Here is a 24,845-nt window from a genome sequence, read left to right as displayed (position 1 = left end):
AGAAGAAAGAAGGAAGAGGGAGAAAGAATTGATGAATAAGAGTGGGATAGAGGTAGATGAACGATCCCCCTAAATCCCCCTTTTTAAGGGGGACTTCCAGTTTCCCCCCTTATCAAGGCAGGGCTAATTCATTGTCGCCAGAGAAAAATATTGAGGAGTACAAGTTTGGCCATATTGTCAAGTATTTCATAGTCTTTTCCCCTAAATTATCATACTTATACAGGAAAAATTTATGTCACAGACTCAGTCGCGATCGCTAATATCAGTCGCGATCGCCAATACCAGAACTATTGAAATCGAAAACTAGGGGGGAGTGAGGTTCTGTGTATGGGCCAATTTCAATTCTCAATGACTACAGTTCTAGATTTATAATCATCAGAAAAATCTGCTCCAAATCGTGAGCAATGGTACGAATCGCAGTAGTGAGGGAAGAATAACCATGAAGGCGACAGATAGCGATCGCCAACTGACGAATCACAGAAAAATTAGCAGCAGCTTGAGAGTGCCGAATTAGACTTGTGTCCTCTCGAAACACTACATCTTTAACCCAATGTAGTCGATTCTCAATTCCCCAATGTCCCTGAATTCCTACTGCAAATTCTGCTGCACTTAATTTCAGACTGCTAATGTAGTAAGCTGTTTGATAATAGTCAACACTTGCTCGTGTACCCTGACGCTCAACTCTAATCACAGACTTAATTCCTTCCCACTCAGAGCTAATTCCCAACAGATTATTAAACACAGACACTGTTCTACAAACCACACGATTTCTAGATCTATCTTCTGATATATCAACACTACTTGGTTGTGTTTGTTCAGTTGTTAGTTGTACTTGCTGGTACAGTTTTTTTTGATTACCCTTGACTGCTATTGTGTAATGGTTACCTCTGTCAATGATTAACTTGACGGTTTTTTTTGACAATGTAAAGCATCGCAACTAAAAACTACTCCTTCAAGGTTTAAACTAGCCAATATGGCTTGGACAACAGCAATTTCACTACTTTCTTCCCACGTGAAATTGTTCTATGGCTACAGGTACTCCTTGACAATTACTGAACACAGAAACAACATTGACAAAGTCTTGGTAAGAACCATAACAGTCACTGACAGTAGACCTAATACTCTTACCGTCCACTGCTAACCATTCGGCCTCTTGAATTGTTATTTGGTGTTGAGCCCATTGATTGAATACTTGAGCTAATTGAGCAAAATCAATTCTGGTCATAATTCGCCGAAATGTAGACTTCAGTTGGAAAACTCAAAGGCGATAGCTCTAGTTGTTGCTGTAATGCCAGATGATGACGACGAGCAAAATCTTCTAGGGCACAATAGGAGAAACAACCGCTCATTGTACCCATAATTACTAACAGTAATACTAACCATAATGGATAACGTCTCCCTCTAGCAGCTCGAAAATCTGGTAATTGGGCCAATATTTGTAATAAGTTCATTTCTATCTAAGCCCTAATATTGAGAATAGTTAGCTTAACTCAATACTTGACAACAATCATTGTACTCCTCAATATTTTTCTCTGGCGACAATGAATTAGCCCTGCCTTATCAAGGGGGGTTAGGGGGGATCTCCTGGTGAGGTAGATGAACGATCCCCCTAAATCCCCCTTTTTAAGGGGGACTTCCGTTTCCCCCCTTATCAAGGGGGGTTAGGGGGGATCTCCTGGTGAGGTAGATGAACGATCCCCCTAAATCTCCCTTAAAAAGGGGGACTTCCGGTTTCCCCCCTTGTCAAGAGTGAGGTAGATGAACGATCCCCCTAAATCCCCCTTTTTAAGGGGGACTTCCAGTTTCCCCCCTTGTCAAGGGGGGTTAGGGGGGATCTCCAATAGTAGACCTCACACTTACTGAGAAATTCTATATAATTTATAATTATCAATATTTCAACAAGGAGTATAGAAAATGGAACCTATAGAATTGAGCCTAGCAGTGATCGCCACTTCTTTCCTCACTAAATATGTAGAAAAGACAGGGGAAGGTTTAGGGGAAAAGACTTTGGAGCAAGCGGGTAAGTTGTGGCAACTCATACAACGAAAGCCTGCGGGAAGTTTACCTGCTTTGAAGTCTGCTGAAACAGAAGTTTTTCCTGTATATATTAATCAGGCCATAAAAGAGTTGGAAGCTGCTGCTAATGAAGACCAGGAAGTTAAGCAAGCTGTTATTGATGTAGTTGAAGTCGCAAAACAGGAAAATTCAGAATATGTTAAAAATCTTGAGTCTGAGATTGAAAAAATTAAGTCTCAAGGGCCCACTGTACACAATTATGGCAAGCTAGCGGAAACAATTAGAAATGTGATTCAAGGAAATACCTTTTATGGTGTTGACATCCTCCCCGGCCTAAAGGCGCGGGGATTCCTACCGAGCCGTAACTCCTCGGCGGGTTGACGTTTTGCTTCGCATAGCTGCCGCTAACACTGGCTGCTGCTACCTTGACGCTAGTCTTACGCTTACCTCCACGTCCGTTTAATGTCTCGGACTGCCCGCCCGCGACTAATATATTTATCGCTGCATTCTCGTCTCTATCATGTTTTGCACCACAGTTGAGACACTCCCATTCTCGAACCTGAAGGTCTAGCTTCCCACCTTTAAAGCCACAATTTGAGCAAACTTGGGATGTTGGCTCAAGGGCGACTAATTACTCTGAAATCGCGACCATATTTTTCTGCTTTTCCTTCTAAAAAAGTCCTGAACGTTCTCCAAGCTAAATCAGAAATTGCTCTGGATAATTTACGGTTTTTAACCATTCCAGAAACGTTTAAATCTTCTAAAACAATTGTTTGGTTTTCACGAATTATTTTAGTAGATAATTTATGTAGAAAATCTGTCCTTGTATCTTTCAGTTTGGCATGGAATTTAGCCACTCTAACCCTGGCTTTTTCATACCTTTTAGACCCTTTAGTTTTATGAGATAATGACTTACTTAACTTTATATACTTCTTAATTCGTTTCTTCAGTGGCTTAGGAGCATCAACCTTTGTACCGTCGCTCAATGTAGCAAAGGTTTTAATACCTAAATCTATGCCTACTGAATTATCAGTTTGAGGTAAGATTTCTGGTTGTATTTCTACTACAAAACTCAAGAAATATCTATGGGCGGAATCTTTGATTACTGTTACTGATGATGGAGCAGCAGGTAACTCCCTTGACCAAACTATTTTTAGTTTTCCAATCTTAGCTAAATAAACTTTATGCTGACCAATCTTAAAGCCACCCTTTCTAAACCTAGCAGTTTGCTTTGATTTCCTACTTTTAAATTTAGGAGGTCTAACAGGTCTACCTTTTCTCTTCCCTTGAGTTGATTTAAAAAAGTTAGAGCAACGCCTGGTTTAAGTCATTCAATGATTGCTGCAATGGTATGTTAGAAACCTCTGACAACCATTCTCTTTCTTCAGTCTTTTTAGCTTGAGTAATAAAAAGCTTTTGTAATTCTGAATTAGTAGATTTCTTTTCTCCTGATCTATACCTCTGTTGGCAGAAAGCTAGACTATCATTCACTCGCCACACGGACACAGCCAAATAGCTTGGCTAATCGGTATTTTTGTCCCGGCGTTGGATATATACGGTACTTAAATCTAGCTTTCATAACTTGACGCATCAAACTAACATATAGGTTAACATATTTATTGAAAAAAATCAACCCGCAATAAAAAGTCGCCCGCTTATGGGCGAGGCTTGAGACCCATTTTTTCGGTCAAGGTGGTAATCACTTTTGACTGCAGTCGTCGGGATGGGCACCGACAAAGGAAAGTACCCAACTGCCAGAAGGCATTCCTGAAAATTTTAGTCGCCGGAGTGGCGCTAAGAATTTTGTTGGTCGGGATGAGGTAATGGATATCCTACACCAACAGTTACAAACAACCGAACGAGTAGCAATTACTTCTATTACTGGTATGGGTGGTATCGGTAAAACTGAACTTGCTCTCCAATATGCTCACCATCACCTTCAGCAAAAGACTTATCCTAGCGGGGTTTGTTGGTTGGAGGGGCGTGGTGTGGATGTAGGAATTCAGATTGTTAATTTTGCTAAGTCGCAATTTAACTTAAATCCTTCAAAAGATGATAACTTGCAGACTCAAGTGGCTTACTGTTGGCGTAACTGGTTGCAGGGTGATGTGCTGGTAATTTTTGATGATGTGGTTGATTATCAGGAGATTTCGGATTTTCTACCTCCTGGGGAAGCTCGGTTTAAGGTGTTGATAACTACCCGTCAAAAATACTTGGGGCAATTTTTCCATAGGTTAGAGTTAGAGGTGCTGGATGAGGATGCAGCTTTGGAATTGTTGGTTTCTTTTGTTGGGGAGACTCGGATACAACAGGAGCTGGAAGAGGCAAAAGCGTTGTGTGTCGATCTGGGATTTTTGCCCTTGGGGTTGGAGTTGGTGGCGCGTTATTTGGAGCGGAAACCGGATTTATCTGTGGCAAAAGCAAGGCAACGGTTAAAGTCAAAATGGTTAGAGCATAAATCTCTAGAACGATTTTCTCAAGATATGACTGCGGAGCGGGGGGTTGCTACTGCTTTTGAGTTGAGTTGGCAAGAGTTGAATGAAGATAAGCGGGAGTTGGGGCGGTTGTTGAGTCTGTTTGCTCCGGCAGCTATTCCTTGGTCTTTGGTGACAGGGTGTTTGCTAGAAGTGGATGAGGAAGATTTGGAGGATTGGCGAGATGATGGGTTAGTGAATTTAAGTCTGTTGCAACGGGTGGGTGAGGGGAGTTATGAATTGCATCCACTGATTCGAGAATTTTTTAGAGGGAAGTTGTCAGAGTCGAACTCGGTTGAGGAGATGAAACAAGGTATTTGTCGGGTGATGGTAGCAGAGGCAAAGGAAATTCCCTATACACCTACTCGCGAGGATATTTTAATGTTTGAGTCGGCGATTCCCCATCTTGCCGAAGTTGTGGACAACCTGACGGACTGGTTGACCGATGATAATCTAATCGAGCCTTTCGCTGGTTTAGGTAAATTCTATATAGGTCAGGGATTTTATGACCAAGCCGAACCTTGGTATCAACAATGTGTAAACATTGCTCAAAGACGTCTGAAGCCTACACACCAAAATTTTGCTCTAAGTCTCAACAACCTGGCATACCTCTACAAGTATCAAGGACGATATAGCCAAGCAGAATCTCTGTATCTGAAAGCTTTAGATACCAGAAAGCAACTGTTAGGCTCTACAAATCTATATGTTGCCCAAAGTCTTAATAATTTGGCAAAGCTCTATGAGTCTCAAGGGCGATACAACGAAGCTGAACCCTTGCATCTGGAAGCTTTGGATATCAGAAAGCAACTGCTAGGATCTATACATGAAGATGTTGCTCAAAGTCTTAGTAACCTGGGGGTTCTCTACGACTTTCAAGGGCGATACACTGAGTCCGAACCTCTGCATCTGGAAGCTTTGGAGATGAGAAAGCAACTGTTAGGTTCCGCACATCCAGGTGTTGCGCTAAGTCTTAGCAACCTGGGGGTTCTCTACAAGCGTCAAGGGCGATACACTGAAGCTGAACCCATGTATCTGGAAGCTTTGGAGATGAGAAAGCAACTATTAGGTTCCGCACATCCAGATGTTGCTGATAGTCTCAACCACCTAGGAGTTCTCTACGACTCTCAAGGGCGATACAGGGAATCCGAGCCTCTACATCTCGAAGCATTGGAGATCAGAAAACAACTGCTAGGTTCTGTACATCCAGATGTTGCCCAAAGTCTTAACAACCTGGCAGTTCTCTACTACTTTCAAGAACGATACAGTGAAGCTGAACCGATTTATCTCCAAGCTTTGGAGATTAATAGGCAACTGCTAGGATCGACACATCCAAATATGGCAGCCAGCCTCTATAACTTAGCCCAGCTCTACAACTCTCTGGGGCGATATGCTGAAGCAGAACTGCTGTATCTGGAAGCTGTAACTATTTTTGTTTCAAAACTAGGAGAAGAGCATCCTAATACTCAGAAAGTTCGGCAGAACTATCAAAATTTTTTACAGAAAGTTGCGAGCGAAAATCGGCAAGGGGAGTTATCTGATGAAAAGAGTTTGCAGATTATCTCGCAGATGGAGAGTTAGGTTTCAGTTATCAGTTATCAGTTATCAGTTATCAGTTATCAAGGAGATATCAACAAAAATTAATTGTGTTCCCTGCTTCCTCGCTGCCGACAGTATTAGTTTTTTTTGTAGAATAGTCAAAACAACAGCGATCGCCTACTTTAAAACTCCTGAAAACAGCGATCGCTGTTACCTATAGCGACAACCCCAATATTATACTCAATGCTCTTGCTAATTCTTCCAGATAGGGATCATCTAGATGACCCAGCTTTCTCATAATTCGAGATTTATCTATTACTCTAACCTGCTCGCACAAAATCACAGAATCTAAACTTAAACCACCTACACCAGCAGAAACAAATACATGAGAAGGCAAAAGTGCCCGATTAATCTTACTCGTAAAGGGTGCAATAATTGTGTGAGGACTCACTGCATTAACCCGGTCTATTTGTACGATCGCTACAGGTCTTATCCCTGCTTGTTCAGTCCCAATTACCGGATTAAGATCGCATAATACCACATCGCCCCGGATAACATTTACCATTGAATTTCTCCACTAGCTAAACGTTCCTCGTACTCTTCCAAATTAGATAAATAATCAGAAAAGTCAGATTCGGCTAATTTTTTACCCTCGGCAAATAACTCCCACAACTGCCAGCGGTTGCTATCGTGTTTCATCAACAAGAAACTGACAAAATCATTGACCTCACCCACAAGTTCTTCAGGAAGTTGATTAATCTTAGCAATCGTTTCTTCGCGAACGTTCATGTGTACCTCTTGTTTTTGTTTGTAAAATTTAACTTCCCTGGCGGGAAGTCCCGCGCTCTCCCGCAGGGGAGCGTCGGGATGAAAGCCAGGGCCAAGATTCGGATACCTCCATAAGCTAAACGTTCATAAGCCCTTGACAAGCTAGGAGGATTTTGTTATTATAAGCGTCATCACAGGGGGAGGACATCACCTCTGTTAAAACAGCGGTCAGTTTTTGCTGACTGAAGAATCCCGCGTTTTCGCGTAAGCGCAACGTCGGGAGTATGTCAATACTGCCATATTGAAGTAGTTGGGAATGCGAACTCGCAAACTATCGCGCACCTTAATGAAGTCAGAAGTCAGAAGTCAGAAGTCAGAAGTTAACCCACCCCTAACCCCTCCCAGGAGGGGAAGTAGGGTATTTGAGCTTGGCTCCAAAAATATTTCGCCTTAAAAGGCGTGGTATTAGACCCAATTATTTTGATAATTTGATGCTTTCCTCTAGAGTAAGGACCGGAAAAACCACCCGCTCTCAATGCAGCAACTAACTCTCGACGAGATATAAAACCAAAAACTGGCATTAGGCAACAGACTCCACTTTCAAACTAACCCCATCAAACTCTGGGAGTTCGTGACCCATTGCAACACCAATAAGTACCCACTCCTCCAAAACTTCCAATAATTCCTGGCGACATTCTTCGAGGGTGCTACCCGTTGCCCATACCCCAGCAGCACCAGAAATCGACCCATAAAAACCTTGATCCTCCTCCAGGATATCGTAGTTAGCTGCCTGCATTGCTTTTTGTAAATATTCTTGAATCATGGTTTATTCCTATCCTATTAAAATAACAGATAAAGATGTTAGTATCTAGCAAGTATTTAGTCATCCCACTCCGCTCTTAACGCTTGTTGAAATTCTAGAGGATCTATGCGTTTTGGCAAAAAACCAAAAAGGTCTAAAACTTCCTCCTTTTCTGGCGAAATTTCTCCTACTGGCGGTAAAGATTGTACTACCACCACAACTTCTACTAAACCTGGTTATACAGTATCAGGTAGACTAATTTCCAGTTGGCGATCGCTCCCGACATAGACTACTTTCCGAATAGTTTCCATAATTTCTCTTGTGACAAAACACTTTTTCAAACTGTAAGTATTCAACCGAACATGATATCAGTTGAAGTTTAGAACCTCTTTGCTTCTATGATAATTAAAACCAGAGATAATATCCTCCGCTCGGATACCAGCGTCAATCAGAGAAGAAGTTAACCCATCCTCAAAGTTATCCATTTCAATTATAACTTGGCGATCGACCACACGAGCATGAAAGAGAATAAAGTCGATCCAGCCTTGCTTATCTAAACCTGTCCCTACTACAAGGAAGTGACCAGAATCAAAATCGCAGACAGGATATAGCTTTATCTGTTGTAAACTTGGTTGGTCGCGAGTTGCTTCTTGCACAGTTTTTTTGAGGATATCTAGATAATTTAGTGAAGAATCCATCGAACAATAATCTCCTGTTCTGGTTCATAAATTAATAAATTAATTCTATTACGCCGGACAACTAGCTGAAAAATTGGTTTTTGGAAGTGTTCAAGGTATTTGGCTTGACTAATCGCTAGGAATAGCTGTCTTTCTGGTTCTTGAACCTCGAGAGCTAATTGGTAAAGCTGAAGCTGTCCTATTGTTTTTTCCAATTCGCTAATAGGTGAAGGAGAATCAAAGTCTTTTATTTCCACAGCAATTTTCCGTCCTTCTTTTTCTGCAGCAAAAAACTTTTCAGCTCCTAAATCTACTTTTAATGCTGTTTGTTCTAACACTAAGATTAATGGGTCTTTTGTAATAATCCACCCGTCTTTTTCTAAAGTATGACGTAGTGGTAAATGTAAATCATCCCGTCTAGACATTAATGAAAAGTGCCAACAATAAAATAAAACAGCTCTTATAGTTTACCGAATAATTAAGGTTTAAAGCCTCTCCTTACTCTTGCTGATTCTCGTTAATTGCTGCCTTCAAAGCTTCCTTAGCAGGGGGTAGATTCAAAATTGCCGATTCTATTATTTCCCAGTCGCGATCGCTGGCTACAATAACTTCTGGCTCTGCTGTTTCCTCACTCGCAGTCTCTAAAGCAAGTTGTAGCAAATATTCGCTGACAGTCAAACATCTCAAGGCAGCCGCCTGCTCTAAAAGTTGTTTTTGTTCTGGTTCTAGAGTTAAAGTTATGGTTGTTTTCTTAGTATTTGTTGTTGCTGACATAATACTTCACCTATTTAACGATTTTTGAACATAACAATTTCTATATTTTACCTCTTCTTCCCCAGATTGTCAACAGTTTTGAGAAAGAAGCGATCGCTTTATCTATTTACTAGAAAATAGGGCGATCCCCATACAGAAAGCAAGAGGCAACCCCAATATGTTAAAATTAGATCGAACCTAGACCGCCAGGATACAAACAATGGTAGCAGCTCCCAAACCCGAAAAAATGACTCCCCAAGAATATCTCGACTGGGAGGAGAAACAACCAATTAAATATGAATATATGAACGGTCGAGTTTTTGCCATGACTGGGGGAACTATTCCTCATAATGACATTGCTCTTACAGCGGTTTTCATTTAAGTAGACTACAAAATTCTTTTTGCTTAGGGAGTAGGCAGTAGGGAGTAGGCAGTAGAGAGTAGAAAAATGCTTTGGCCACTGTACTCTATCTATTTGAAAACCGCTATAATTTGGCGACAGCTTTAAAAATTCATCTGCGCGGTCAAGGGTGTAAAGTATTAATGGCAGATGCCAAACTAGGGGTATCGGAAAAAGGGTCTTTTTATTATCCCGATGTGATGGTAACTTGCGATGAAAGAGACCGACGCGCGATTAAAGTTATTTATCATCCTTGCTTAGTCGTTGAGGTTTTATCTCCGGGAACCGAAGCTTTTGACAGGGGCAAAAAGTTTAAAAATTATCGCCGCATTTCTACTTTAAAAGAATACGTTTTAATTGATGCGCGAGAGATGGCGGTGGAGTGTTTTCGATCTAACGAAAATGGTGTTTAGGGACTTTATAATTATGGGGAAGGCGATGAAGTAACTTTAACTTCCGTAGATTTTAGCTTTCCCATCGAGATGCTTTATGAGGACGTAGTTTTGGAGGGAGTAGAGGAATAATAGGGAAGTGACGTTAGAATTGTTATTTGCCCTCAACTGCTTCAGATGTTCGAGAATTATCTACAGCGCTTTTCGCTCTTGATGAACCACATCGCCATAACCAAAACCCTGTAGGGACGTTGCATGCAACGTCCCTACTGTGGTCTACTGAAATGAAAACCGCTGTAAAAAGCGATCGCTCGATCTATACATGATATTATTCATGTTCCTTTTCTGCAAATACTTCTGCTAACAATGGTGATACATTACTATTCAACTTACCTGCTCGAATAAATTCAGCGTAAGTTTCCGCCTCAATATCTACCAACTCTTCCCGTAATAACTCCATATCCAGCGCCACTAACTGAGAATGTTCCGCCTGCATTTTATCAATTTTCTCCTGCAACTGTTTCAATTCGTTTTGCAAAAATTCTGCCTGATAGCGATAATATTCTGGGTCAATTTCTTGCAACCTGACCAACTCAGACACATAATTCAGCACTCGTTTTAAAGCTACACGACGAGCGGTCGTTTCCATATATTCCTGACGCAACGGTTGGTCGCCTATTAAACCCAATACTTTCAACATTGACTGAGTTGTTAAACCTTGCACCAACAATGTAAACAATACCACCCCAAACACAACTGCGGTAATTTCATCTCGTCCCGGCAAAACCACAGGTACACTCAACACTAGAGCAATAGAAACAGAACCCCGTAAACCTCCCCACCAAAGTAACGTTTGTTCCTTTAAACCAATATTTGACTTGACTACCAAATTACTCAAAGCACTCAAACTATAAACCGAAATTGCTCGCGTGCCCAGAACTGCTCCAATAGCTACTACTATCAATACTATATTATCTGCCAGAATCGAATATCGAATTTGATCGCCTATTAACAGAAACACTATAGAATTGACAAAAAATGCCACAAATTCCCAAAACTCACTAACTATTAACCGAGTGCGGGGGTTCATTCCAATGCGGGAACCGAAGTTACCTAAAATTAAACCAACGGTGACAACCCCAATAACTCCCGAACCCCCAAATTTTTCTACTATTACATAGGTGCCATAAGCAGAAACTAAAGTTAGTGACTGTTCCACCAAAGGTAAGTCAAAACGTTGAGTGAGGTAAGAAATGCCAAAACCAATTAAGCAACCGATACCAACACCGATGCCAACAAAACTAAGAAAAGTGGATAGAGAGTCAGAAATAGAAAATTTATCGACTGTTCCTAATGGAATTCCTACTAGCAAAGTAAAGGCAACAACCGCCACCCCATCATTAAATAAACTTTCTCCTTCCATTAAGGTGCGTAGGCGTTTACTTGCTCCTAATTCTTTTAATAAAGCTACTACAGAAATAGGGTCTGTTGCTGATAAACTAGCTCCGACGAGAAAGGCGATCGCTAAGGGAATTCCGGTGAAAAAATTCAAACCATAAGCAATACCAACTACTGAAATAATTACACCAATAATTGCAGATAATCCCACGGGAACTAAATCTCTTTTTAAGTTTCGCCAATTCAAATTCCAAGCTGCCTCAAATAATAGGGGAGGCAAGAAAATTTCGAGGATTAATTCAGGAGATAAATTAACTAATCTCACATCAATGAATGCCAGAACTAATCCGGCAATTACTAATAATAAAGTAAACGGAATTCGACGGAACAAGCTAAAAACTCGTGAGATAGTTGCTACGCTCAGAGAAACAGAAAGAACTAACAGAAATTGTTCTATATTTTGCTCAATAACTGTTTCAGTTACAGCAGTTTCTAAAGCCATATATTACCCCTAAATTTGGTATAAAATTAATCAATAAAATACCGACTGTTATCTGAGTGCAAGAAACAGTCGGCTTTTAAGTAAAGAGTTAAGGTTGAATCTAATTTTCTTTGTTTAAGAACTTTTGCACTTGTTGAATGGCTAAAGCTCCAATATTGAATACTGCCCAACCACCAGCAGCAATTATAGGTAATAGAACAATTAACAAACGAAAGTCAAATTCCATTTACTCCCCTCCTAAAGATTTTTAAAGATTTATCATTTCTTATAATCTTAATCTAAAATTAAGTTTTTGAGCAAAATTTTAATAGGGAATAGGGATTAACGAAGTCAGAAGTCAAAAGTCAAAAGTCAGAAGTTAGAAGTTAACCCACCCCTAACCCCTCCCAACCCACCCCTCGCCCCTCCCCTCCCAGGAGGGAAGTAGAGGATTTGAACTTCGCTCCAAAAATATTTCGCCTTAAAAGGCGAGGTTTTAGACTTAATTATTTTGATAAAAAATATTTGTGTACTTGAGCAGTCGATCTAAAAATCATTTTTCTTACCCATTTAACCTGACCATCAAATATACAATTAATTTTGTTTGACTACTTATAAGTAAGCTTCAATTAACTGTTGACTCAATTTTATACGATCTTCAATTAACTTTTAACTTTTGACTTTTGACTTCAAATACACTTTTGACTTCACAACTATTCAAATAACTTTTAACTTTTGACTTTTAACTTTTAACTTTTGACTTTTAACTTTTAACTTTTGACTTTTAACTTTTGACTTTTGACTTCAAATACACTTTTGACTTTACTCGGTAAATCCAACATCGGTTCCCTTGCCAGCGTGGACTAAAGCTAACTTTTCATAACGTTGGGCGTGTTCAATCAAATTAGCAGCCTCTGCTTCTGAAATATTCCTAACTTTTTTCGCAGGTACTCCCACAACCAGAGACAAAGGCGGTATATCCTTAGTGACAATAGACCCAGCTCCCACAATACTACCTGCCCCTACCCGCACGCCATCCAAAATTACAGCTCCAATGCCAATCAAACAACCTTTTTCTATATGAGCCGAGTGAATCACAGCTCGATGTCCAATTGTCACATGGTCTTCCAACACAGTTACTAAACCTGGGTCTCCATGAAGCACAGCCCCATCCTGGACATTACTATGGTCTCCGATCGCAATCTTTTCTACATCCCCCCGGACAACAGCTCCATACCAAATACTAGCTCCAACTCCTACTTCAACGACACCCATAACCACAGCGTTATCTGCCACAAAAGCAGCTTGGGACAAATCTGGAGGAGACCAAAAAGAGGGCTGATTTGACATTATCTTCGTTAATATTAGTGATGTTTGCTCGATTGGAATTTTATCAAAAAAGAATTCAGCTAGGAAACTGTCGGCAACCTACAAAATTAAACCTAGAAATTATTGAAGTTACTCACAAATTACAGCTACATAGTAAACTGCATAGAACATCATAATTGTCAATAGTGGTACGACCCAGCAAAGTTTTTACCCCATAATATAAGTTAAGAGTTTGATGTAGTACTTTAGTAACAACTCTATAGCTATTAGGCTCAGATTCTTTGACCAAGCTAACTATAATTTAAGTCACCACAACTCTCTAGAAACTATGACCCAATTCTCTATCAATCCTGCCCTCCAATACCCAATGTTTGGCCCTGAAATTCAGTGTCCCCACTGTCGTCAGACCATACCAGCTCTCACCTTGACAGATACTTATTTGTGTCCTCGTCATGGGGCTTTTGAAGCCAATCCAAATACTGGTGAGTTGTATCATCTTCAGTCTGGCCGTCACTGGCGTTTATGGAATGATGAGTGGTATAGGCAACATACTCATCCCGACGGTATTAGGTTTGAAATCCATGAAGCTCTAGATCGACTTTATACTAAAGGATATAGAGCCACTCGTGTGATTATTGCTCAAAGATATCAGGAGTTGGTTAGTACTTATTTGGAACGTAATACCCCCTGGCGTTCTAATTCTGATTCTTCCTGTAAGCCCAAGCTTTATGGTTTACCTGTAGAATTTAGTCCCGACCCCAAGGATGAGCCTTGCTGGGAAGTAATCAATTTTCAATTGGACAAAGAAGCAGGAGTACCCGTTCGATATCCCTATTTTCGATTGTTTGAATAAGAGACATCTCCAAAAATCCAAAATAAAATCAATTCTCACATAGAAATTATCAATTATTTCTCCCTACTGCCTACTACTGCCTACTGCCTACTCCCTCTTTTATGGAGATGTCTAAGCTATTCAGCAAACCCTAAATATTGATTTATTGAATATGGTTGATAGCTGAAAAGTATTTCCCTTTTCTGTTGAAAAGTTATCTTTTTTATTGCCAAAATAAATGGGTTTTACCGAAATATTGTGGTTTAAAGCCTCCCCTTTTAAGGGGATAATAAATAAAAATTTTCATGATTAGTCAATCCTATCCGTGTAAGCATTCAGCCGTCAGCTATCAGCTAGCCTCCTATCGGAGGAACTGCGAACTTCAGCTATTGCTTTTAGTGAGTGATAAAAGTAATATTTAATTGAGCTAGAAAAATCTTGCTATAAAAGTCAGCTCCAAAGTTTATATTCATTTAGACCTCGTCCTTAAGCACAGGGTCTTATTGCTGATAGCTGATGGCTAATAGCTGAATGCTTACCTATCGGTTTTAAAGGAGAGGTAATTCTAAATTCTTAATTCTTAATTATTGAACCTAGTTATATTTGGTGTAAAATTAATGCTGAAAATCAAGTTAAAAATATTAAACTAGAATGCACCATGCCTCGATTCGGACAGCCAATATTCATCGAGCGATCGCTTTCTATGAAAAACTAGGTTTTACGGTCTGCGAGCGCTTTACTACAGGCTATACTTTAGCTTGTTGGATGGAGGGATTAAATGGCAGAATTGAACTAATTGAAATTCCTCAACCAAAACCTGCTCCTGATACTTTTGGGGATGAGCATTATGTTGGATATTATCATTTATCGTTTGATTTGACTCAAAAGACTACAGATTTACCTGGTTGGCTAAATGATTTAAAACAGCAATTTGCTGCGACAGCAGCATCACAACCAGAAATTTTTCAACCATTGAAAATTCTTTTAGAACCGACTCAACAAATGATTGGAAATAATGTTTATGAAGTTGCTTTTATTGCTGACTGTGATGGTTTACCTCTAGAATTTATTAGAAAGTTAAATCCTTAGAGTAAATTGCACAATGCTCTGAAAATTTTAAAAATACAGCATTTAATTATTGTGGTATGTGACAGTCTTGTTTCCAGAAAAAAATACTATAAAGCAAAGCGTCACATACTTTACTTCATTCCTGGTAATTTTAAACTTTAAAGGAAATTATGAAACAAACATTAGAATTATTAAAAATTCAGAGTAGATATATATAAATTCCCAAAAAGAGTGAGGTACAAAACTCTAGGCAACAGTTCAATAATTTAGAATTTAGAATGCGCGAATTTAGAATTACCTCTCCTTTAAAACGGATAGGATTGACTAATCATGAAATTTTTTCTTCTCTTGGTCGATTGGATATGGCGCAGGTTTCCGAGCTATCCCACCCTACGGGAAGCTCCGCTACGACCGCTTTTATCCCCTTAAAAGGGGAGGCTTTATACCACAATTTTTCGGTAACAGGTAATAGTGAAGTAAAGACAAGAGTGTACCTCAAGCTTACTAAGAAACGCTATAGCATTTTTATCTGAGATGTGAAAATCAAGTATAGCAGTCGAAGCAAAAGTTAGGACAGATAAAAAGCTTAAAACTCAGACAAAGTAATACTTTTCCTTCTTCCTTCTTCCTTCTTCCTTCTTCCTTCTTCCTTCTTTCTTCTTCCTTATTTCTTCTGCTATACAATTAAAAAGAGAATAGGGAATAGTAGAGGAGGGAAAATAGCATTAAATAGTAGTAAATACAAGGATATAAAGTAATCAATCAGCTAGCTTTTTTATCATCAAAAAACCTCCATCTAGATTTATACTAATTTGAAAACACTATAGCATCAAAAAAATAAGTAAACCAATAATTTCATGATATTTTAGTCAAAAAAATAAATCTATCAATTCCAAGTTGAGTTAAAATATCCTCAATTTATCTTGTCTCAGTTAAGGTATATATTTGACATTTGACTTTAGTTATACCTAAACTTTAAGATATCATAGATAATATTTAACAACTTGTCAGAAAACATGAACATTTTTAGTAATCTACTTGCAGCTCCAGCAAAACCCAAACCACGTCCTACTGTTAAGAAAAAACAACGTCGAGGAATAGAAATCAAATCTCAACGAGAAATAGAAATTATGCGACAATCCTGTAAAATAGTCGCAACCGTACTCAAAGAAATTTCTCAGATCGTTAAACCAGGAATGACAACTGCTGACCTAGATGCTTATGCAGAAAAACGCATTCGAGAAATGGGCGCAACGCCAAGTTTTAAAGGTTATCATGGTTTTCCTGGTTCTATTTGTGCTTGCATAAATAACGAAGTTGTCCATGGCATTCCCAGTAAGAAAAAAGTTATTCGAGTTGGCGATGTTTTAAAAGTAGATACAGGAGCTTACTATCAAGAATTTCATGGAGACTCTTGTATTACCATTGGCGTAGTTGAAGTTGCTCCTGAAGCAGCCAAACTAATTCGTGTAGCAGAAGAAGCAATGTATAAAGGTATCGAACAAGTAAAAGCTGGTGCTTATCTACTCGATCTTGCAGGAGCTATTCAAGATCATGTAGAAGCAAATGGTTTTCGTGTAGTCGAAGAATTTACAGGTCACGGTGTGGGAAGAAATTTACATGAAGAACCTTCAGTTTTTAACTCTAGAACTAAAAGTTTGCCAAATGTAAAACTAAGAGCAGGCATGACTTTAGCTATTGAACCAATTCTGAATGCTGGTTCTAGGTTTACACGAATTTTATCCGATAAATGGACTGCCGTTACTGTTGATAATTCTCTTTCAGCTCAGTTTGAGCATACAGTCTTGGTAACAAATACTGGTTATGAAATTTTGACCGATCGCTCCCAAATTAGATGTTAGGTATTACAGTAGTTTTCAGCTAATTTATAGCAGGGAACAGGGAACAGTGGGAAAAGTATTTCTGGTGTCTTACGGTTCATCATCAACATAAGTCAAACACTAACTCATTCCTTGCTATACCAGGACTCACGCATAACCACCACATCTTGTAGGGGTTAACGGCCGTTAACCCCTACAAACGGTGCATTATATCATGTCCGGTAGCATCGGTATTGTATAGCTAAAGTAAGGAAGAAGGAAGAAAGAAGAAGCAAGAAAGAAGAAGGAAAAACCTTAAATATGGTAGATATTTCCCTAGCTTTTATAGCATTAGGCATTAAGGTGTTTGACATGAATAGAAGCAGCAAACCCAAATGTATTTCCCTGTTGCCTTGCCCCTATACACAAACGCGCCCCAACGGACATCATATTATTTCGTATTTTGCGTAAGTCCTGAATACCACAAAAACAAATTTTAATCAAGTATTGTTAACCTTATATTATTTTCACCCCTTTAATAATGAAAATTAGCTAAATTATAAACAGTAGTAAAATTAAAATAATTTATGATATCTCAAATGATTCAAGCCGAAAACGACAGCCAAGAAAAATTAAAAATATCAGGAAAAATACTATTAGTAGATGATGAACCAGGATTACGGGAAGCTGTACAAGCTTACTTAGAAGATAGTGGATTTGATGTAAACGTTGCCAGTAATGCTAATCAAGGATGGGATATCCTACAATCATATTTACCGGACTTAGTAATTACAGATATTATGATGCCTCAAATAGATGGCTATCAATTTCTGCAAAAATTACGAGAAGATCCAAGATTTAAAGCTTTACCAGTAGTATTCTTGACAGCTAAAGGAATGACTACAGACCGCATTCAAGGTTATCAAGCAGGTTGTGATGCTTACCTTTCTAAACCCTTCGATCCTGAAGAGTTAGTAGCTATAGTCGAAAATTTGTTAGAACGTAGAGTGGTAGCAACAAGCCAAAATGAAGGGGAAAATACTCCAGATATTGCTGTTTTAGCAAGTCAAATTGCTGAAATTAAAGCAATGTTAATGGGGAAAAATGCGATCGCTCAAACCCCATCACCAATTAAAATAGACTTAACCCCAAGAGAACAAAGTGTTTTAGATTTAGTAGCTAGAGGACTAATGAATAAAGAAATAGCTAGAGACCTAAATACCAGTGTTCGCAATGTAGAAAAGTATGTAAGTAGATTATTCACTAAAACTGGTACAAACAGCCGCACAGAATTAGTTCGTTATGCTCTAGAACATGGATTAACTAAATAGTATGATAGTCCTGCTCGCGTAATGGTAGAAGAGGATGAACAACAGCGCTTCATGGTAGCAAGATACTAGCAAGGGAGCAAGATGCTCCCACTGCTCTACATTTTATTGAGCAAGGGAGTAGGGGAGTGGGGGAGTGGGGGAGTGGGGAGTGGGGAGAAGTAAACATAATAATATCAGGACTTACCCACTGACAATATATATAGGGTTTTGTACGTTACGCTACTGCCAACACACCCTACTGGACTGTTTCATCTTAAATGTTGCATTAGAAAATGGGGTGATGGGGGGATGGGGTGATGGGGGGATGGGGTGACGAAAAAGCGCTCTGCACTATTTTAGGTGAAACAATCCACTACTGGACCGACACAGCTTAAATGGTGCATTAGATGGAGAGGGTGGGGAGTGTGGGAAGTGTGGGAAGTGTGGGGAGTGTGGGAAGTGTGGGGAGGGTGGGGAGAAAAAGACACTAGAAACAAAAATCTATTGCACAGTTTTAGCTGTGTCAGTCCACTATCAATAGCGTTCATACCTAAGTCCTAAATATAATAATTAATGCTAAATAGCGTGCTAATTCTATTTCCTACTCCCTCTTTATCTGGAGATGTCTAATATCAAGAAAATATACGTTTAATCACAAAATATTAATATTTGCCTCGAACTCTTACAACACTTGTTATCCTAAATACATCAATTTAAAAAACTGTGATAAAAATTATGAGAGTATCAAAATCACCCTTACATCTAGGCCAGTCAATATCTCTAGGAATTGTTTTGTTGCTAATGAGCGTTGGGGTAATGCTTGTGACAACAATTATGATAGCAAATGGAAGTTAAAAAAAACAATAGACCCCTCTAAGTAAAATAAAGAGGTCTGGCGATTCAATTCAATTCCGTGTGGGAGTTTAATCCTGCGGTGTCGCCTAAGCGCAACATCGAGAGTATATCAATACAGCTTTAATTATTGGGGTGGGGTAGAGGTATTCCCACCCTATAAACGTACTAAAAGATTTTTTCCATGAGTATCAGTGCCACAGGTATTAAGTAGGCCATAAGTAGCACTGAGTTTTTTCACTTGTTCAGTTTGTTTTGGGCTAGGACACCAGGGTTTAGTGTGAGTATAACCGTAGTAGGTTTCTACACCATCAATACCTAAATTAGCTGCTGCTTTGATTAGATCGGTGGCAGAACGCTTATAACGACAGGGATGAGCAAGCACCGCTAAACCACCAGCTTGTTGAATAGCAGCAATAACATTATCCGCTTGATATTCTTGACCTTTAGTAGCTTTTCCTGTCAAATAAGGCTCTAGACTTGGGTGTTCTGGGTTAAAGCCATATCCTAAAATATGTACCTCAATATTAATTAAGTTGGCGTTAATTTCTACTCCACTCCACAGAATTGGCGCTAAACGCTCGCAATCTCCATTAGTAGATTTCCAGTTTTCTAACCAATTTTTAGCTACTTGATAACCAGCAACAGTATGATGATCGGTAATGGCCAAACCTTTAAGGCCGATCGCAATTACTTGTTCTATCAAACTCTCAGGTTTTAACTGTCCATCCGAGTGAATTGTATGCATATGAAAGTTATAAGAGTATGGACAGCTATGAGCATCAATAGTTTCAAAGATTTGCTTAATTTGAGAGTAGTTATAGGCCACTCGATTAGTCACATCAGGAGCCAAAGCTATATTGATAGACATATATTTTAATAAATCGTTACTTTATCTAATATATCTAATTTTTATCCAAAACTGCTAATTAGCTCTAGCTAACTAATATATTAAAATTTTATATTTAAAAATATCTAATTGATTAAATATGATTAATTTTATGGGAACGATGGGAAAAATTTCTATCAGAAAATAAGAGGGTATTTATACTGATTAAATTATTTTCGGTTGAATGGTTAATAATAGCTGTGAAAATAGGTAATTGGCAATTAGTAATTAGTAATAGTTCAAACAGCTTTATTGGTTTATGGAATGCTAATAGTAAATTTGAGATAGTTAATGACTACTGTATCTCTGTAATTTGACGGCTACTCTAACTGGCTACTGGCTAGTAAGTATAATAATAATCGATCGTCCGAATATGATATTAGTCCCAATTTATTTGTATTTTAAATAACATAAAAATCCTTAACAGACGGAATGTAATACCGATTAACTCTGAGGATGTCACAAATAGTCAGCAACTAATGATGTGGAATAATAGGCTGAAATTATTCTAAGCGTTAATACTTTAACTCTATCAACTTTCACTTCTAACTTCTAACTTTTGACTTTTGACTTCTGACTTCTGACTTCTATAAGGTGGGCAATGCCCACCCTAGACAGAAGCAGGATGACCCAGATCGCAAACTTTAATTGATGGATGAGTAAAAAGAATCTGTTTCATTTTTAATACCATACTAACTTTGGTCGCTATTGCGAAAGACCCAAGCCATATCCAACAATTTTGCCCAACGTTTTTGTAACTGTTTCGGAGTACATTTAATAGTCTTCGCGATCGCTTGTTCATCTTCACCATTGCGCTTGAGTTGTAAAATTTGCTGTTGTTCAGGAGAAAGAGTTGCTTGGAAAGCTTCCCATTTATTAGAATTCATACCTAATTTTTGGTCAATGTCAGCACCTAACCATTGATGTACTAACTTCCAATTTTTAGAACAAGCAAATTTTTCAACATGATACTTAAAACGTTGTTGTAAATAATCCCGTTGACGAGAAGTTATACCTAGCTCCTTATCAATATCAGATGCTTGATAATCTTGCAATTTTAGACGCAGATAATCAATACATTGGTCTTGACCTTGAGCTTCCAAGTAATTGATTAATTCAGAAACTACGCGATCGCGCAATACAGCTTCAGCAGGGTCAACAGCTTCAGAAACCATTTGCTCCCGTACCTGTTGTACAGCAGAAGACCGACTAAAAGCTTCTGCATCTTCACCTTTAGGAGACTCAACTGCCATTTCAATATCAAGAGAAGTTTCAGGAGGTTGACCCTTAGCAAAACCTTGAGCGCGGAGTACAATCAATCTTTGACGATTCCGGCCTGGCAAGCCAATTTGACGCTTGGCGTACTGTTCAGTAAATGCCATATATTCTGCCAATTCTAACTTTACTCTAGGAGTATAGTTTTGTTCGAGGCCGTGTTCCCGGCGGAAAGCTCTTAGAGACTCAATATAAAAACCTTGTAGAAAATCCTCAATCAAGTTATAGCGACCTTGGAAACTTAACTGTGCTCTAAAAGAAGCAATATGACGATAAATCATAGAAGCAAGCAGAGAGTGTAATTCTACCCGACCTTGCTTAGAACCAAGTTTGTAGTATTGTACGCACTTTTGCCAGCGATGACGAGCCAAACTAAGTTGCCAAGATTGAACTTCACCAGAATTTTGAATTCTATTACTCTTTTGGCAAATCCGCTCTACTTCTTGGGCGATGCGAGTAGTTACGGTTTCAGCTTTTGCGGGCTTACTTTTTAAAGTACCTTGCAATTCTTTCAAAACTACAGCAGCTAAAGTTTCAGTATTCATTTCTAATACAGTATTCGCTGTCGTGTCATTTTCAACTTGGTTATTGTTAACTTCTGGAGCGATAGCAGTGTTTGTGTTCAGGGAGTTGGGGGTGTGAGCAGTCTTAACAGTCATTTGATTTTACCTTTGGATAATGCACGGTAGGTGTACGAAGTAATCATGTAGAGCGATTAAGTATTGGTTGAAATCTGTGTGATTCCTTTCTTTCCTCTACACTTACGACTATAGGAAAGTTCACCCAACTATTTGTGGAGGAAGGTTACACTTTTATGATGTGGTTTTTCTGTTAACAACCAATTCTCCAATTCACTATCAGAAGTATATTTTCCGGATTTAGGTCTAAAATCAACGAAAGCTAGATATAGATTGAAAATCAGAACTTTACTTACCAAATTATCCAACTCAAAGAGACTGTGACAATATTCAAATTGGCAGTGCCACCCGTGTAACAATAACACAAGTGGCACAGTCGTAGGTTTTAGGTTGTAGGTTTTATGGAAGAAGGAAGAAGGAAGAAGGAAGAAGGGAAGTAAGGAAGAGAGAAGAGGGAAGAAGGAAGAAGGAAGAAGGAAAAATTTTACGACCTACCACCTAATATCATGTCTCTTTGAATAACCACAAATAACATTTATTAGGGAGCCGGGAGTAGGGACGTCCTTACAGAGCCAGATTTTGCCTTCTGCCTTCTGCCTTCTGCCTCCTGCCTCCTGCCTTCTGCTATATTAACCAATCAGAGCTGTGACAGTTTCAACTCCAAGACCTTGCCTAATCAGATTTGGCTCTTGGCCAGTTAATTCCAGGATAGTGGATACTTGATATCCAGGGTCAGAACCGTCATCAACAATGATGTCCACTACATTTTCTAGACAATCAAATAATTCCGCTTTACCAGTAACTGCTCCTACATCTACTGGGGCCATTCCTTCCGCTTCACTGGTAATGTGAGCTGATGTTGAAATGATGGGATTGCCCAAAGTTTCCAACAAAGACAAACAAGATTGATTGTCTGGAACTCGAATACCTGTTGTTTTTCGCTTAGGACTCATCACCAGTCGTGGGACTAACTTTGTGGCAGGCAACACAAATGTGTAAGGGCCAGGAATTAAACGTTTGATGATTCGGTAGGCTGAGTCACTCACAATAGCGTAATTGGCGATATTGGACAGAGAGGAACAGAGGAATGTCAGAGGTTTATCATTAGACAGTTGTTTAATTTGTCTGACTCGCTCCACAGCAGATTTAGCATAGAGGTCGCAACCTATTGCGTAAACGGTATCCGTGGGATAAAGCATCACTGCCCCATTTTTCAGATCGCTAATAATTTGTTCTACACGTCTTTGTTGGGGTGTATCAGGATGAAGTTCATAGAATATTGCCATAATTTTTATTTTAGATTTTAGAAAATAAAGAATGAAGTCATACTAATTTGAAACAGACTGTGGTCGTTAGAGATTTCTTTGTGCCAGTAGTAAACCCTAGTGGCGCGTCAAGCTTAAAATAAGGTAATAGGAAAATGGCAAAATTTATATATATCGTTTTTGTCCAAAATTCTAATACAACATTTAAGGCTTGACACAACACTAGTTTATGTTTTTTTCGGAAAGGCATTGTGTCAGACAGTAGATATTTGTATACTTATATATAGCATCTTTCGAGGGGGCGATATACAGAATGCCTATTTATGGATGTCAGCAAAATTTAATTAACCCGAATAACGAATTGAAATCAGTACTTAAGTTTATTTGGTTCCGAGTCCCATAAACTAATAAATTGTGGTATCTACTATGGTCGTCAATTATTTTTTCAGACTAAAAGATAATTATCAAATATGACTTAGAATATTACCACGCAATCAGTATTTGTATGTCGAGTTTGTCTATAAAACTGTACTTTAATTGATTGTAAGCATTTCCTGCGGAATGCTGCGCAAACAGCAGTCAGCTATCAGCTATCAGCTATCAGCTTTATTACCTTTAGTTGACAATTTAAGCTCGTTATTCTTGTGCTTCAATTCTTTGTTTAAAAATCTAGTAGAAGTTAAGCAAGTGCTTGGTTCATTCATTTTTATTGCTGAAGCGAGCGCATTCCGCACCGAAGAGCTGACCGCTAATAGCTGAATGCTTACAATTGATTTAAAAATAAACTGCAACTAAAATATCAACCTAGAGGGGAAAAATTAGCAATGAATTCTCAAGATAAACCTGATAATCAATCACCTGAATCAAATCCTCAATCTTCCAATCAATCTCAATCTTTTGGCAATATCACTTTTAGTGGGAAAGGTAATAATTTTAATCCAATAAATAGCGTAAGTGGTGATGTAAATATAAACCAGAGTCGCACCGAAATTATTGGGCAAAATACCGAATCAGAATTAGCATCAGCATTAGCTGCACTGACAGAATTGAAACAGGAAATTGCTGCAACAAATTCTCTCAATTCAATTCAGAAACAACAAGCAGAGATTCCCGTTAAAATGATAGAAACAGAATTACAGAAATCTCAACCTAATAAAAGTTTAATAGATGAAGCGGTTGAAGCGCTAAAAAAGGATTAGAAGGTGTCGAAGTTCTAGCTGGACCTGTGATGAAAGTTGCAGCAATTTTAGCTAAAGTTTGGGTTTAATATCAAATCCGGTAGCATCGGTGTAATTAGATGGGGGATGGGGAGATGGGGGATGGGGAGATGGGGAGATGGGGAGATGGGGAGATGGGGAGATGGGGAGATGGGGGGATGGGGAGGTAGGGAGATGGGGAGATGGAGGGATGGGGAGATGGGGAGATATTTGATATAAAATATCACTTCTAACTTCTAACTTCTAACTTTTGAATGCATGAATTTTGACTTTAGTGAATGGGGAAATCGAGAAATATTTGGTAATGGTTGAAGATGGAACATTTTTTGATACCGAATTAAACGGATTTAATATAAAATATCACTTTTAACTTTTGAATGCATGAATTTTGACTTTAGTGAATGGGGAAATCGAGAAATATTTGGTAATGGTTGAAGATGGAACATTTTTTGATACCGAATTAAACGGATTTGATATAAAATATCACTTTTAACTTTTGAATGCATGACTTTTGACTTTAGTGAATGGGGAGATGGAGGGATGGGGAGATATTTGATATAAAATATCACTTATAACTTCTAACTTTTGAATGCATGAATTTTGAATTTTGACTTTAGTGAATGGGGAAATCGAGAAATATTTGGTAATGGTTG

General features: G+C 38.8%; 31 protein-coding genes and 2 pseudogenes. 12 read left to right on the top strand and 21 right to left on the bottom strand.

Annotation, left to right across the window (positions count from 1 at the left end; translation table 11 throughout):
* Window positions 1–352: 352 nt before the first annotated feature.
* From SAGCYANO_RS25845 to SAGCYANO_RS25835, 3 genes are all read right to left on the bottom strand, one after another.
* Window positions 353–922, bottom strand: coding sequence for an ISAs1 family transposase (locus SAGCYANO_RS25845; protein WP_202220848.1), 570 nt, complete (start codon window positions 920–922; stop codon window positions 353–355).
* Window positions 923–997: 75 nt separating this feature from the next.
* Window positions 998–1,225, bottom strand: a complete 228-nt coding sequence (locus SAGCYANO_RS25840; protein ID WP_202219317.1) for a hypothetical protein — start codon at window positions 1,223–1,225, stop codon at window positions 998–1,000.
* The gene (locus SAGCYANO_RS25835; RefSeq protein ID WP_202219316.1) at window positions 1,212–1,451 is read right to left on the bottom strand and encodes a transposase family protein; all 240 of its coding nucleotides are present in this window, start codon (window positions 1,449–1,451) and stop codon (window positions 1,212–1,214) included. The genes SAGCYANO_RS25840 and SAGCYANO_RS25835 overlap by 14 nt, the downstream gene beginning before the upstream one ends.
* A 463-nt stretch (window positions 1,452–1,914) precedes the next feature.
* Here SAGCYANO_RS25835 and SAGCYANO_RS25830 point away from each other — a divergent pair, with 463 nt between their 5' ends.
* Complete coding sequence (locus SAGCYANO_RS25830; RefSeq protein ID WP_202222704.1) at window positions 1,915–2,397, top strand: hypothetical protein; 483 nt, start codon at window positions 1,915–1,917, stop codon at window positions 2,395–2,397.
* On the opposite strand, the pseudogene SAGCYANO_RS49440 reads toward SAGCYANO_RS25830, so the two are convergent.
* The 4 genes and pseudogenes from SAGCYANO_RS49440 to SAGCYANO_RS49425 all read right to left on the bottom strand — a co-directional run.
* A pseudogene (locus SAGCYANO_RS49440) lies at window positions 2,297–2,572 on the bottom strand (zinc ribbon domain-containing protein); the annotation flags it as partial. The gene SAGCYANO_RS25830 and the pseudogene SAGCYANO_RS49440 overlap by 101 nt on opposite strands.
* A 61-nt stretch (window positions 2,573–2,633) precedes the next feature.
* A pseudogene (locus SAGCYANO_RS49435) lies at window positions 2,634–3,266 on the bottom strand (RNA-guided endonuclease InsQ/TnpB family protein); the annotation flags it as partial.
* A gap of 55 nt (window positions 3,267–3,321) precedes the next feature.
* Window positions 3,322–3,507, bottom strand: coding sequence for a hypothetical protein (locus tag SAGCYANO_RS49430; protein WP_307785881.1), 186 nt, complete (start codon window positions 3,505–3,507; stop codon window positions 3,322–3,324).
* Window positions 3,500–3,595: a helix-turn-helix domain-containing protein gene (locus SAGCYANO_RS49425; RefSeq protein ID WP_202223267.1), complete on the bottom strand. Its 96-nt coding sequence runs from the start codon at window positions 3,593–3,595 to the stop codon at window positions 3,500–3,502. Before SAGCYANO_RS49425 ends, SAGCYANO_RS49430 begins: the two co-directional genes overlap by 8 nt.
* Window positions 3,596–3,839: 244 nt before the next feature.
* Between SAGCYANO_RS49425 and SAGCYANO_RS25810 the strand changes: the two genes are divergently transcribed.
* Window positions 3,840–6,068, top strand: coding sequence for a tetratricopeptide repeat protein (locus SAGCYANO_RS25810; protein WP_202222703.1), 2,229 nt, complete (start codon window positions 3,840–3,842; stop codon window positions 6,066–6,068).
* A complete protein-coding gene (locus tag SAGCYANO_RS25805; protein WP_202222702.1) occupies window positions 6,028–6,246 on the top strand; it encodes a hypothetical protein in 219 nt (72 codons plus the stop codon). The genes SAGCYANO_RS25810 and SAGCYANO_RS25805 overlap by 41 nt, the downstream gene beginning before the upstream one ends.
* Here SAGCYANO_RS25805 and SAGCYANO_RS25800 read toward each other — a convergent pair.
* From SAGCYANO_RS25800 to SAGCYANO_RS25765, 7 genes are all read right to left on the bottom strand, one after another.
* Window positions 6,241–6,591: a type II toxin-antitoxin system PemK/MazF family toxin gene (locus SAGCYANO_RS25800; protein ID WP_202222701.1), complete on the bottom strand. Its 351-nt coding sequence runs from the start codon at window positions 6,589–6,591 to the stop codon at window positions 6,241–6,243. The two genes, SAGCYANO_RS25805 and SAGCYANO_RS25800, sit on opposite strands and share 6 nt — an antisense overlap.
* Window positions 6,585–6,815, bottom strand: coding sequence for a DUF2281 domain-containing protein (locus SAGCYANO_RS25795; RefSeq protein ID WP_202222700.1), 231 nt, complete (start codon window positions 6,813–6,815; stop codon window positions 6,585–6,587). The genes SAGCYANO_RS25800 and SAGCYANO_RS25795 overlap by 7 nt, the downstream gene beginning before the upstream one ends.
* Window positions 6,816–7,374: 559 nt before the next feature.
* Complete coding sequence (locus tag SAGCYANO_RS25785) at window positions 7,375–7,617, bottom strand: type II toxin-antitoxin system HicB family antitoxin (protein ID WP_202222698.1); 243 nt, start codon at window positions 7,615–7,617, stop codon at window positions 7,375–7,377.
* A 56-nt stretch (window positions 7,618–7,673) separates the two neighbouring features.
* Window positions 7,674–7,814 (bottom strand): hypothetical protein, encoded by a 141-nt coding sequence (locus SAGCYANO_RS25780; RefSeq protein WP_202222697.1) that lies wholly within the window; start codon window positions 7,812–7,814, stop codon window positions 7,674–7,676.
* Window positions 7,815–7,964: 150 nt separating this feature from the next.
* The gene (locus SAGCYANO_RS25775; RefSeq protein ID WP_202222696.1) at window positions 7,965–8,294 is read right to left on the bottom strand and encodes an element excision factor XisI family protein; all 330 of its coding nucleotides are present in this window, start codon (window positions 8,292–8,294) and stop codon (window positions 7,965–7,967) included.
* Window positions 8,279–8,698, bottom strand: coding sequence for a XisH family protein (locus SAGCYANO_RS25770; protein ID WP_202222695.1), 420 nt, complete (start codon window positions 8,696–8,698; stop codon window positions 8,279–8,281). Before SAGCYANO_RS25770 ends, SAGCYANO_RS25775 begins: the two co-directional genes overlap by 16 nt.
* 73 nt (window positions 8,699–8,771) lie before the next feature.
* The gene (locus SAGCYANO_RS25765; RefSeq protein WP_202222694.1) at window positions 8,772–9,047 is read right to left on the bottom strand and encodes a DUF1778 domain-containing protein; all 276 of its coding nucleotides are present in this window, start codon (window positions 9,045–9,047) and stop codon (window positions 8,772–8,774) included.
* 199 nt (window positions 9,048–9,246) lie between these two features.
* Here SAGCYANO_RS25765 and SAGCYANO_RS25760 point away from each other — a divergent pair, with 199 nt between their 5' ends.
* Window positions 9,247–9,408 (top strand): Uma2 family endonuclease, encoded by a 162-nt coding sequence (locus SAGCYANO_RS25760; protein ID WP_202222693.1) that lies wholly within the window; start codon window positions 9,247–9,249, stop codon window positions 9,406–9,408.
* A 71-nt stretch (window positions 9,409–9,479) separates the two neighbouring features.
* Window positions 9,480–9,839, top strand: coding sequence for a Uma2 family endonuclease (locus SAGCYANO_RS25755; RefSeq protein WP_375339990.1), 360 nt, complete (start codon window positions 9,480–9,482; stop codon window positions 9,837–9,839).
* A 307-nt stretch (window positions 9,840–10,146) separates the two neighbouring features.
* Here SAGCYANO_RS25755 and SAGCYANO_RS25750 read toward each other — a convergent pair whose 3' ends face one another.
* From SAGCYANO_RS25750 to SAGCYANO_RS25740, 3 genes are all read right to left on the bottom strand, one after another.
* Window positions 10,147–11,718 (bottom strand): sodium:proton antiporter, encoded by a 1,572-nt coding sequence (locus tag SAGCYANO_RS25750; RefSeq protein WP_202222692.1) that lies wholly within the window; start codon window positions 11,716–11,718, stop codon window positions 10,147–10,149.
* A gap of 100 nt (window positions 11,719–11,818) precedes the next feature.
* On the bottom strand, window positions 11,819–11,944 hold the full coding sequence (locus SAGCYANO_RS25745) for a photosystem II protein Y (protein ID WP_202222691.1): 126 nt from the start codon (window positions 11,942–11,944) through the stop codon (window positions 11,819–11,821).
* A gap of 575 nt (window positions 11,945–12,519) precedes the next feature.
* Window positions 12,520–13,047 carry a gamma carbonic anhydrase family protein gene (locus SAGCYANO_RS25740; RefSeq protein WP_202222690.1) on the bottom strand — a complete coding sequence of 176 codons (528 nt, stop codon included), beginning with the start codon at window positions 13,045–13,047 and terminating at the stop codon, window positions 12,520–12,522.
* Between SAGCYANO_RS25740 and SAGCYANO_RS25735 the strand changes: the two genes are divergently transcribed.
* The 3 genes from SAGCYANO_RS25735 to SAGCYANO_RS25725 all read left to right on the top strand — a co-directional run bounded on the left by SAGCYANO_RS25735 (window position 13,041) and on the right by SAGCYANO_RS25725 (window position 14,947).
* Entirely contained in the window at window positions 13,041–13,202 is a 162-nt protein-coding gene (locus SAGCYANO_RS25735; protein WP_202222689.1) for a hypothetical protein, read from the top strand. The two genes, SAGCYANO_RS25740 and SAGCYANO_RS25735, sit on opposite strands and share 7 nt — an antisense overlap.
* Window positions 13,203–13,354: 152 nt before the next feature.
* On the top strand, window positions 13,355–13,879 hold the full coding sequence (locus SAGCYANO_RS25730; protein ID WP_202222688.1) for a TIGR02652 family protein: 525 nt from the start codon (window positions 13,355–13,357) through the stop codon (window positions 13,877–13,879).
* A gap of 630 nt (window positions 13,880–14,509) precedes the next feature.
* Window positions 14,510–14,947 carry a VOC family protein gene (locus SAGCYANO_RS25725; RefSeq protein WP_202222687.1) on the top strand — a complete coding sequence of 146 codons (438 nt, stop codon included), beginning with the start codon at window positions 14,510–14,512 and terminating at the stop codon, window positions 14,945–14,947.
* Window positions 14,948–15,469: 522 nt separating this feature from the next.
* On the opposite strand, the gene SAGCYANO_RS25720 is transcribed toward SAGCYANO_RS25725, so the two are convergent.
* Window positions 15,470–15,610 (bottom strand): hypothetical protein, encoded by a 141-nt coding sequence (locus tag SAGCYANO_RS25720; RefSeq protein ID WP_202222686.1) that lies wholly within the window; start codon window positions 15,608–15,610, stop codon window positions 15,470–15,472.
* A 332-nt stretch (window positions 15,611–15,942) separates the two neighbouring features.
* Between SAGCYANO_RS25720 and map the strand changes: the two genes are divergently transcribed.
* On the top strand, window positions 15,943–16,788 hold the full coding sequence (gene map, locus SAGCYANO_RS25715) for a type I methionyl aminopeptidase (protein ID WP_202222685.1): 846 nt from the start codon (window positions 15,943–15,945) through the stop codon (window positions 16,786–16,788).
* A gap of 557 nt (window positions 16,789–17,345) precedes the next feature.
* Window positions 17,346–18,077: a response regulator gene (locus SAGCYANO_RS25710; RefSeq protein ID WP_375339989.1), complete on the top strand. Its 732-nt coding sequence runs from the start codon at window positions 17,346–17,348 to the stop codon at window positions 18,075–18,077.
* A gap of 988 nt (window positions 18,078–19,065) precedes the next feature.
* On the opposite strand, the gene SAGCYANO_RS25705 is transcribed toward SAGCYANO_RS25710, so the two are convergent.
* The 3 genes from SAGCYANO_RS25705 to SAGCYANO_RS25695 all read right to left on the bottom strand — a co-directional run bounded on the left by SAGCYANO_RS25705 (window position 19,066) and on the right by SAGCYANO_RS25695 (window position 22,996).
* The gene (locus tag SAGCYANO_RS25705; protein WP_202222683.1) at window positions 19,066–19,779 is read right to left on the bottom strand and encodes a PHP domain-containing protein; all 714 of its coding nucleotides are present in this window, start codon (window positions 19,777–19,779) and stop codon (window positions 19,066–19,068) included.
* 710 nt (window positions 19,780–20,489) lie between these two features.
* Complete coding sequence (locus SAGCYANO_RS25700) at window positions 20,490–21,731, bottom strand: HetZ-related protein (RefSeq protein WP_202222682.1); 1,242 nt, start codon at window positions 21,729–21,731, stop codon at window positions 20,490–20,492.
* 608 nt (window positions 21,732–22,339) lie between these two features.
* Complete coding sequence (locus SAGCYANO_RS25695; protein ID WP_202222681.1) at window positions 22,340–22,996, bottom strand: L-threonylcarbamoyladenylate synthase; 657 nt, start codon at window positions 22,994–22,996, stop codon at window positions 22,340–22,342.
* A gap of 803 nt (window positions 22,997–23,799) precedes the next feature.
* Here SAGCYANO_RS25695 and SAGCYANO_RS25685 point away from each other — a divergent pair.
* Together SAGCYANO_RS25685 and SAGCYANO_RS48055 are read left to right on the top strand one after the other, a co-directional pair.
* Window positions 23,800–24,174: a hypothetical protein gene (locus tag SAGCYANO_RS25685; RefSeq protein WP_202222679.1), complete on the top strand. Its 375-nt coding sequence runs from the start codon at window positions 23,800–23,802 to the stop codon at window positions 24,172–24,174.
* A gap of 105 nt (window positions 24,175–24,279) precedes the next feature.
* A complete protein-coding gene (locus SAGCYANO_RS48055) occupies window positions 24,280–24,411 on the top strand; it encodes a hypothetical protein (protein WP_255502704.1) in 132 nt (43 codons plus the stop codon).
* The last annotated feature ends 434 nt before the right edge of the window (window positions 24,412–24,845 follow it).

Source organism: Okeania sp. KiyG1 (assembly GCF_014132355.1).
GTDB lineage: Bacteria > Cyanobacteriota > Cyanobacteriia > Cyanobacteriales > Microcoleaceae > Okeania.
The sequence above is the reverse complement of the archived record's forward strand: the minus strand, read 5'-3'. Positions and strand labels throughout refer to the sequence as shown.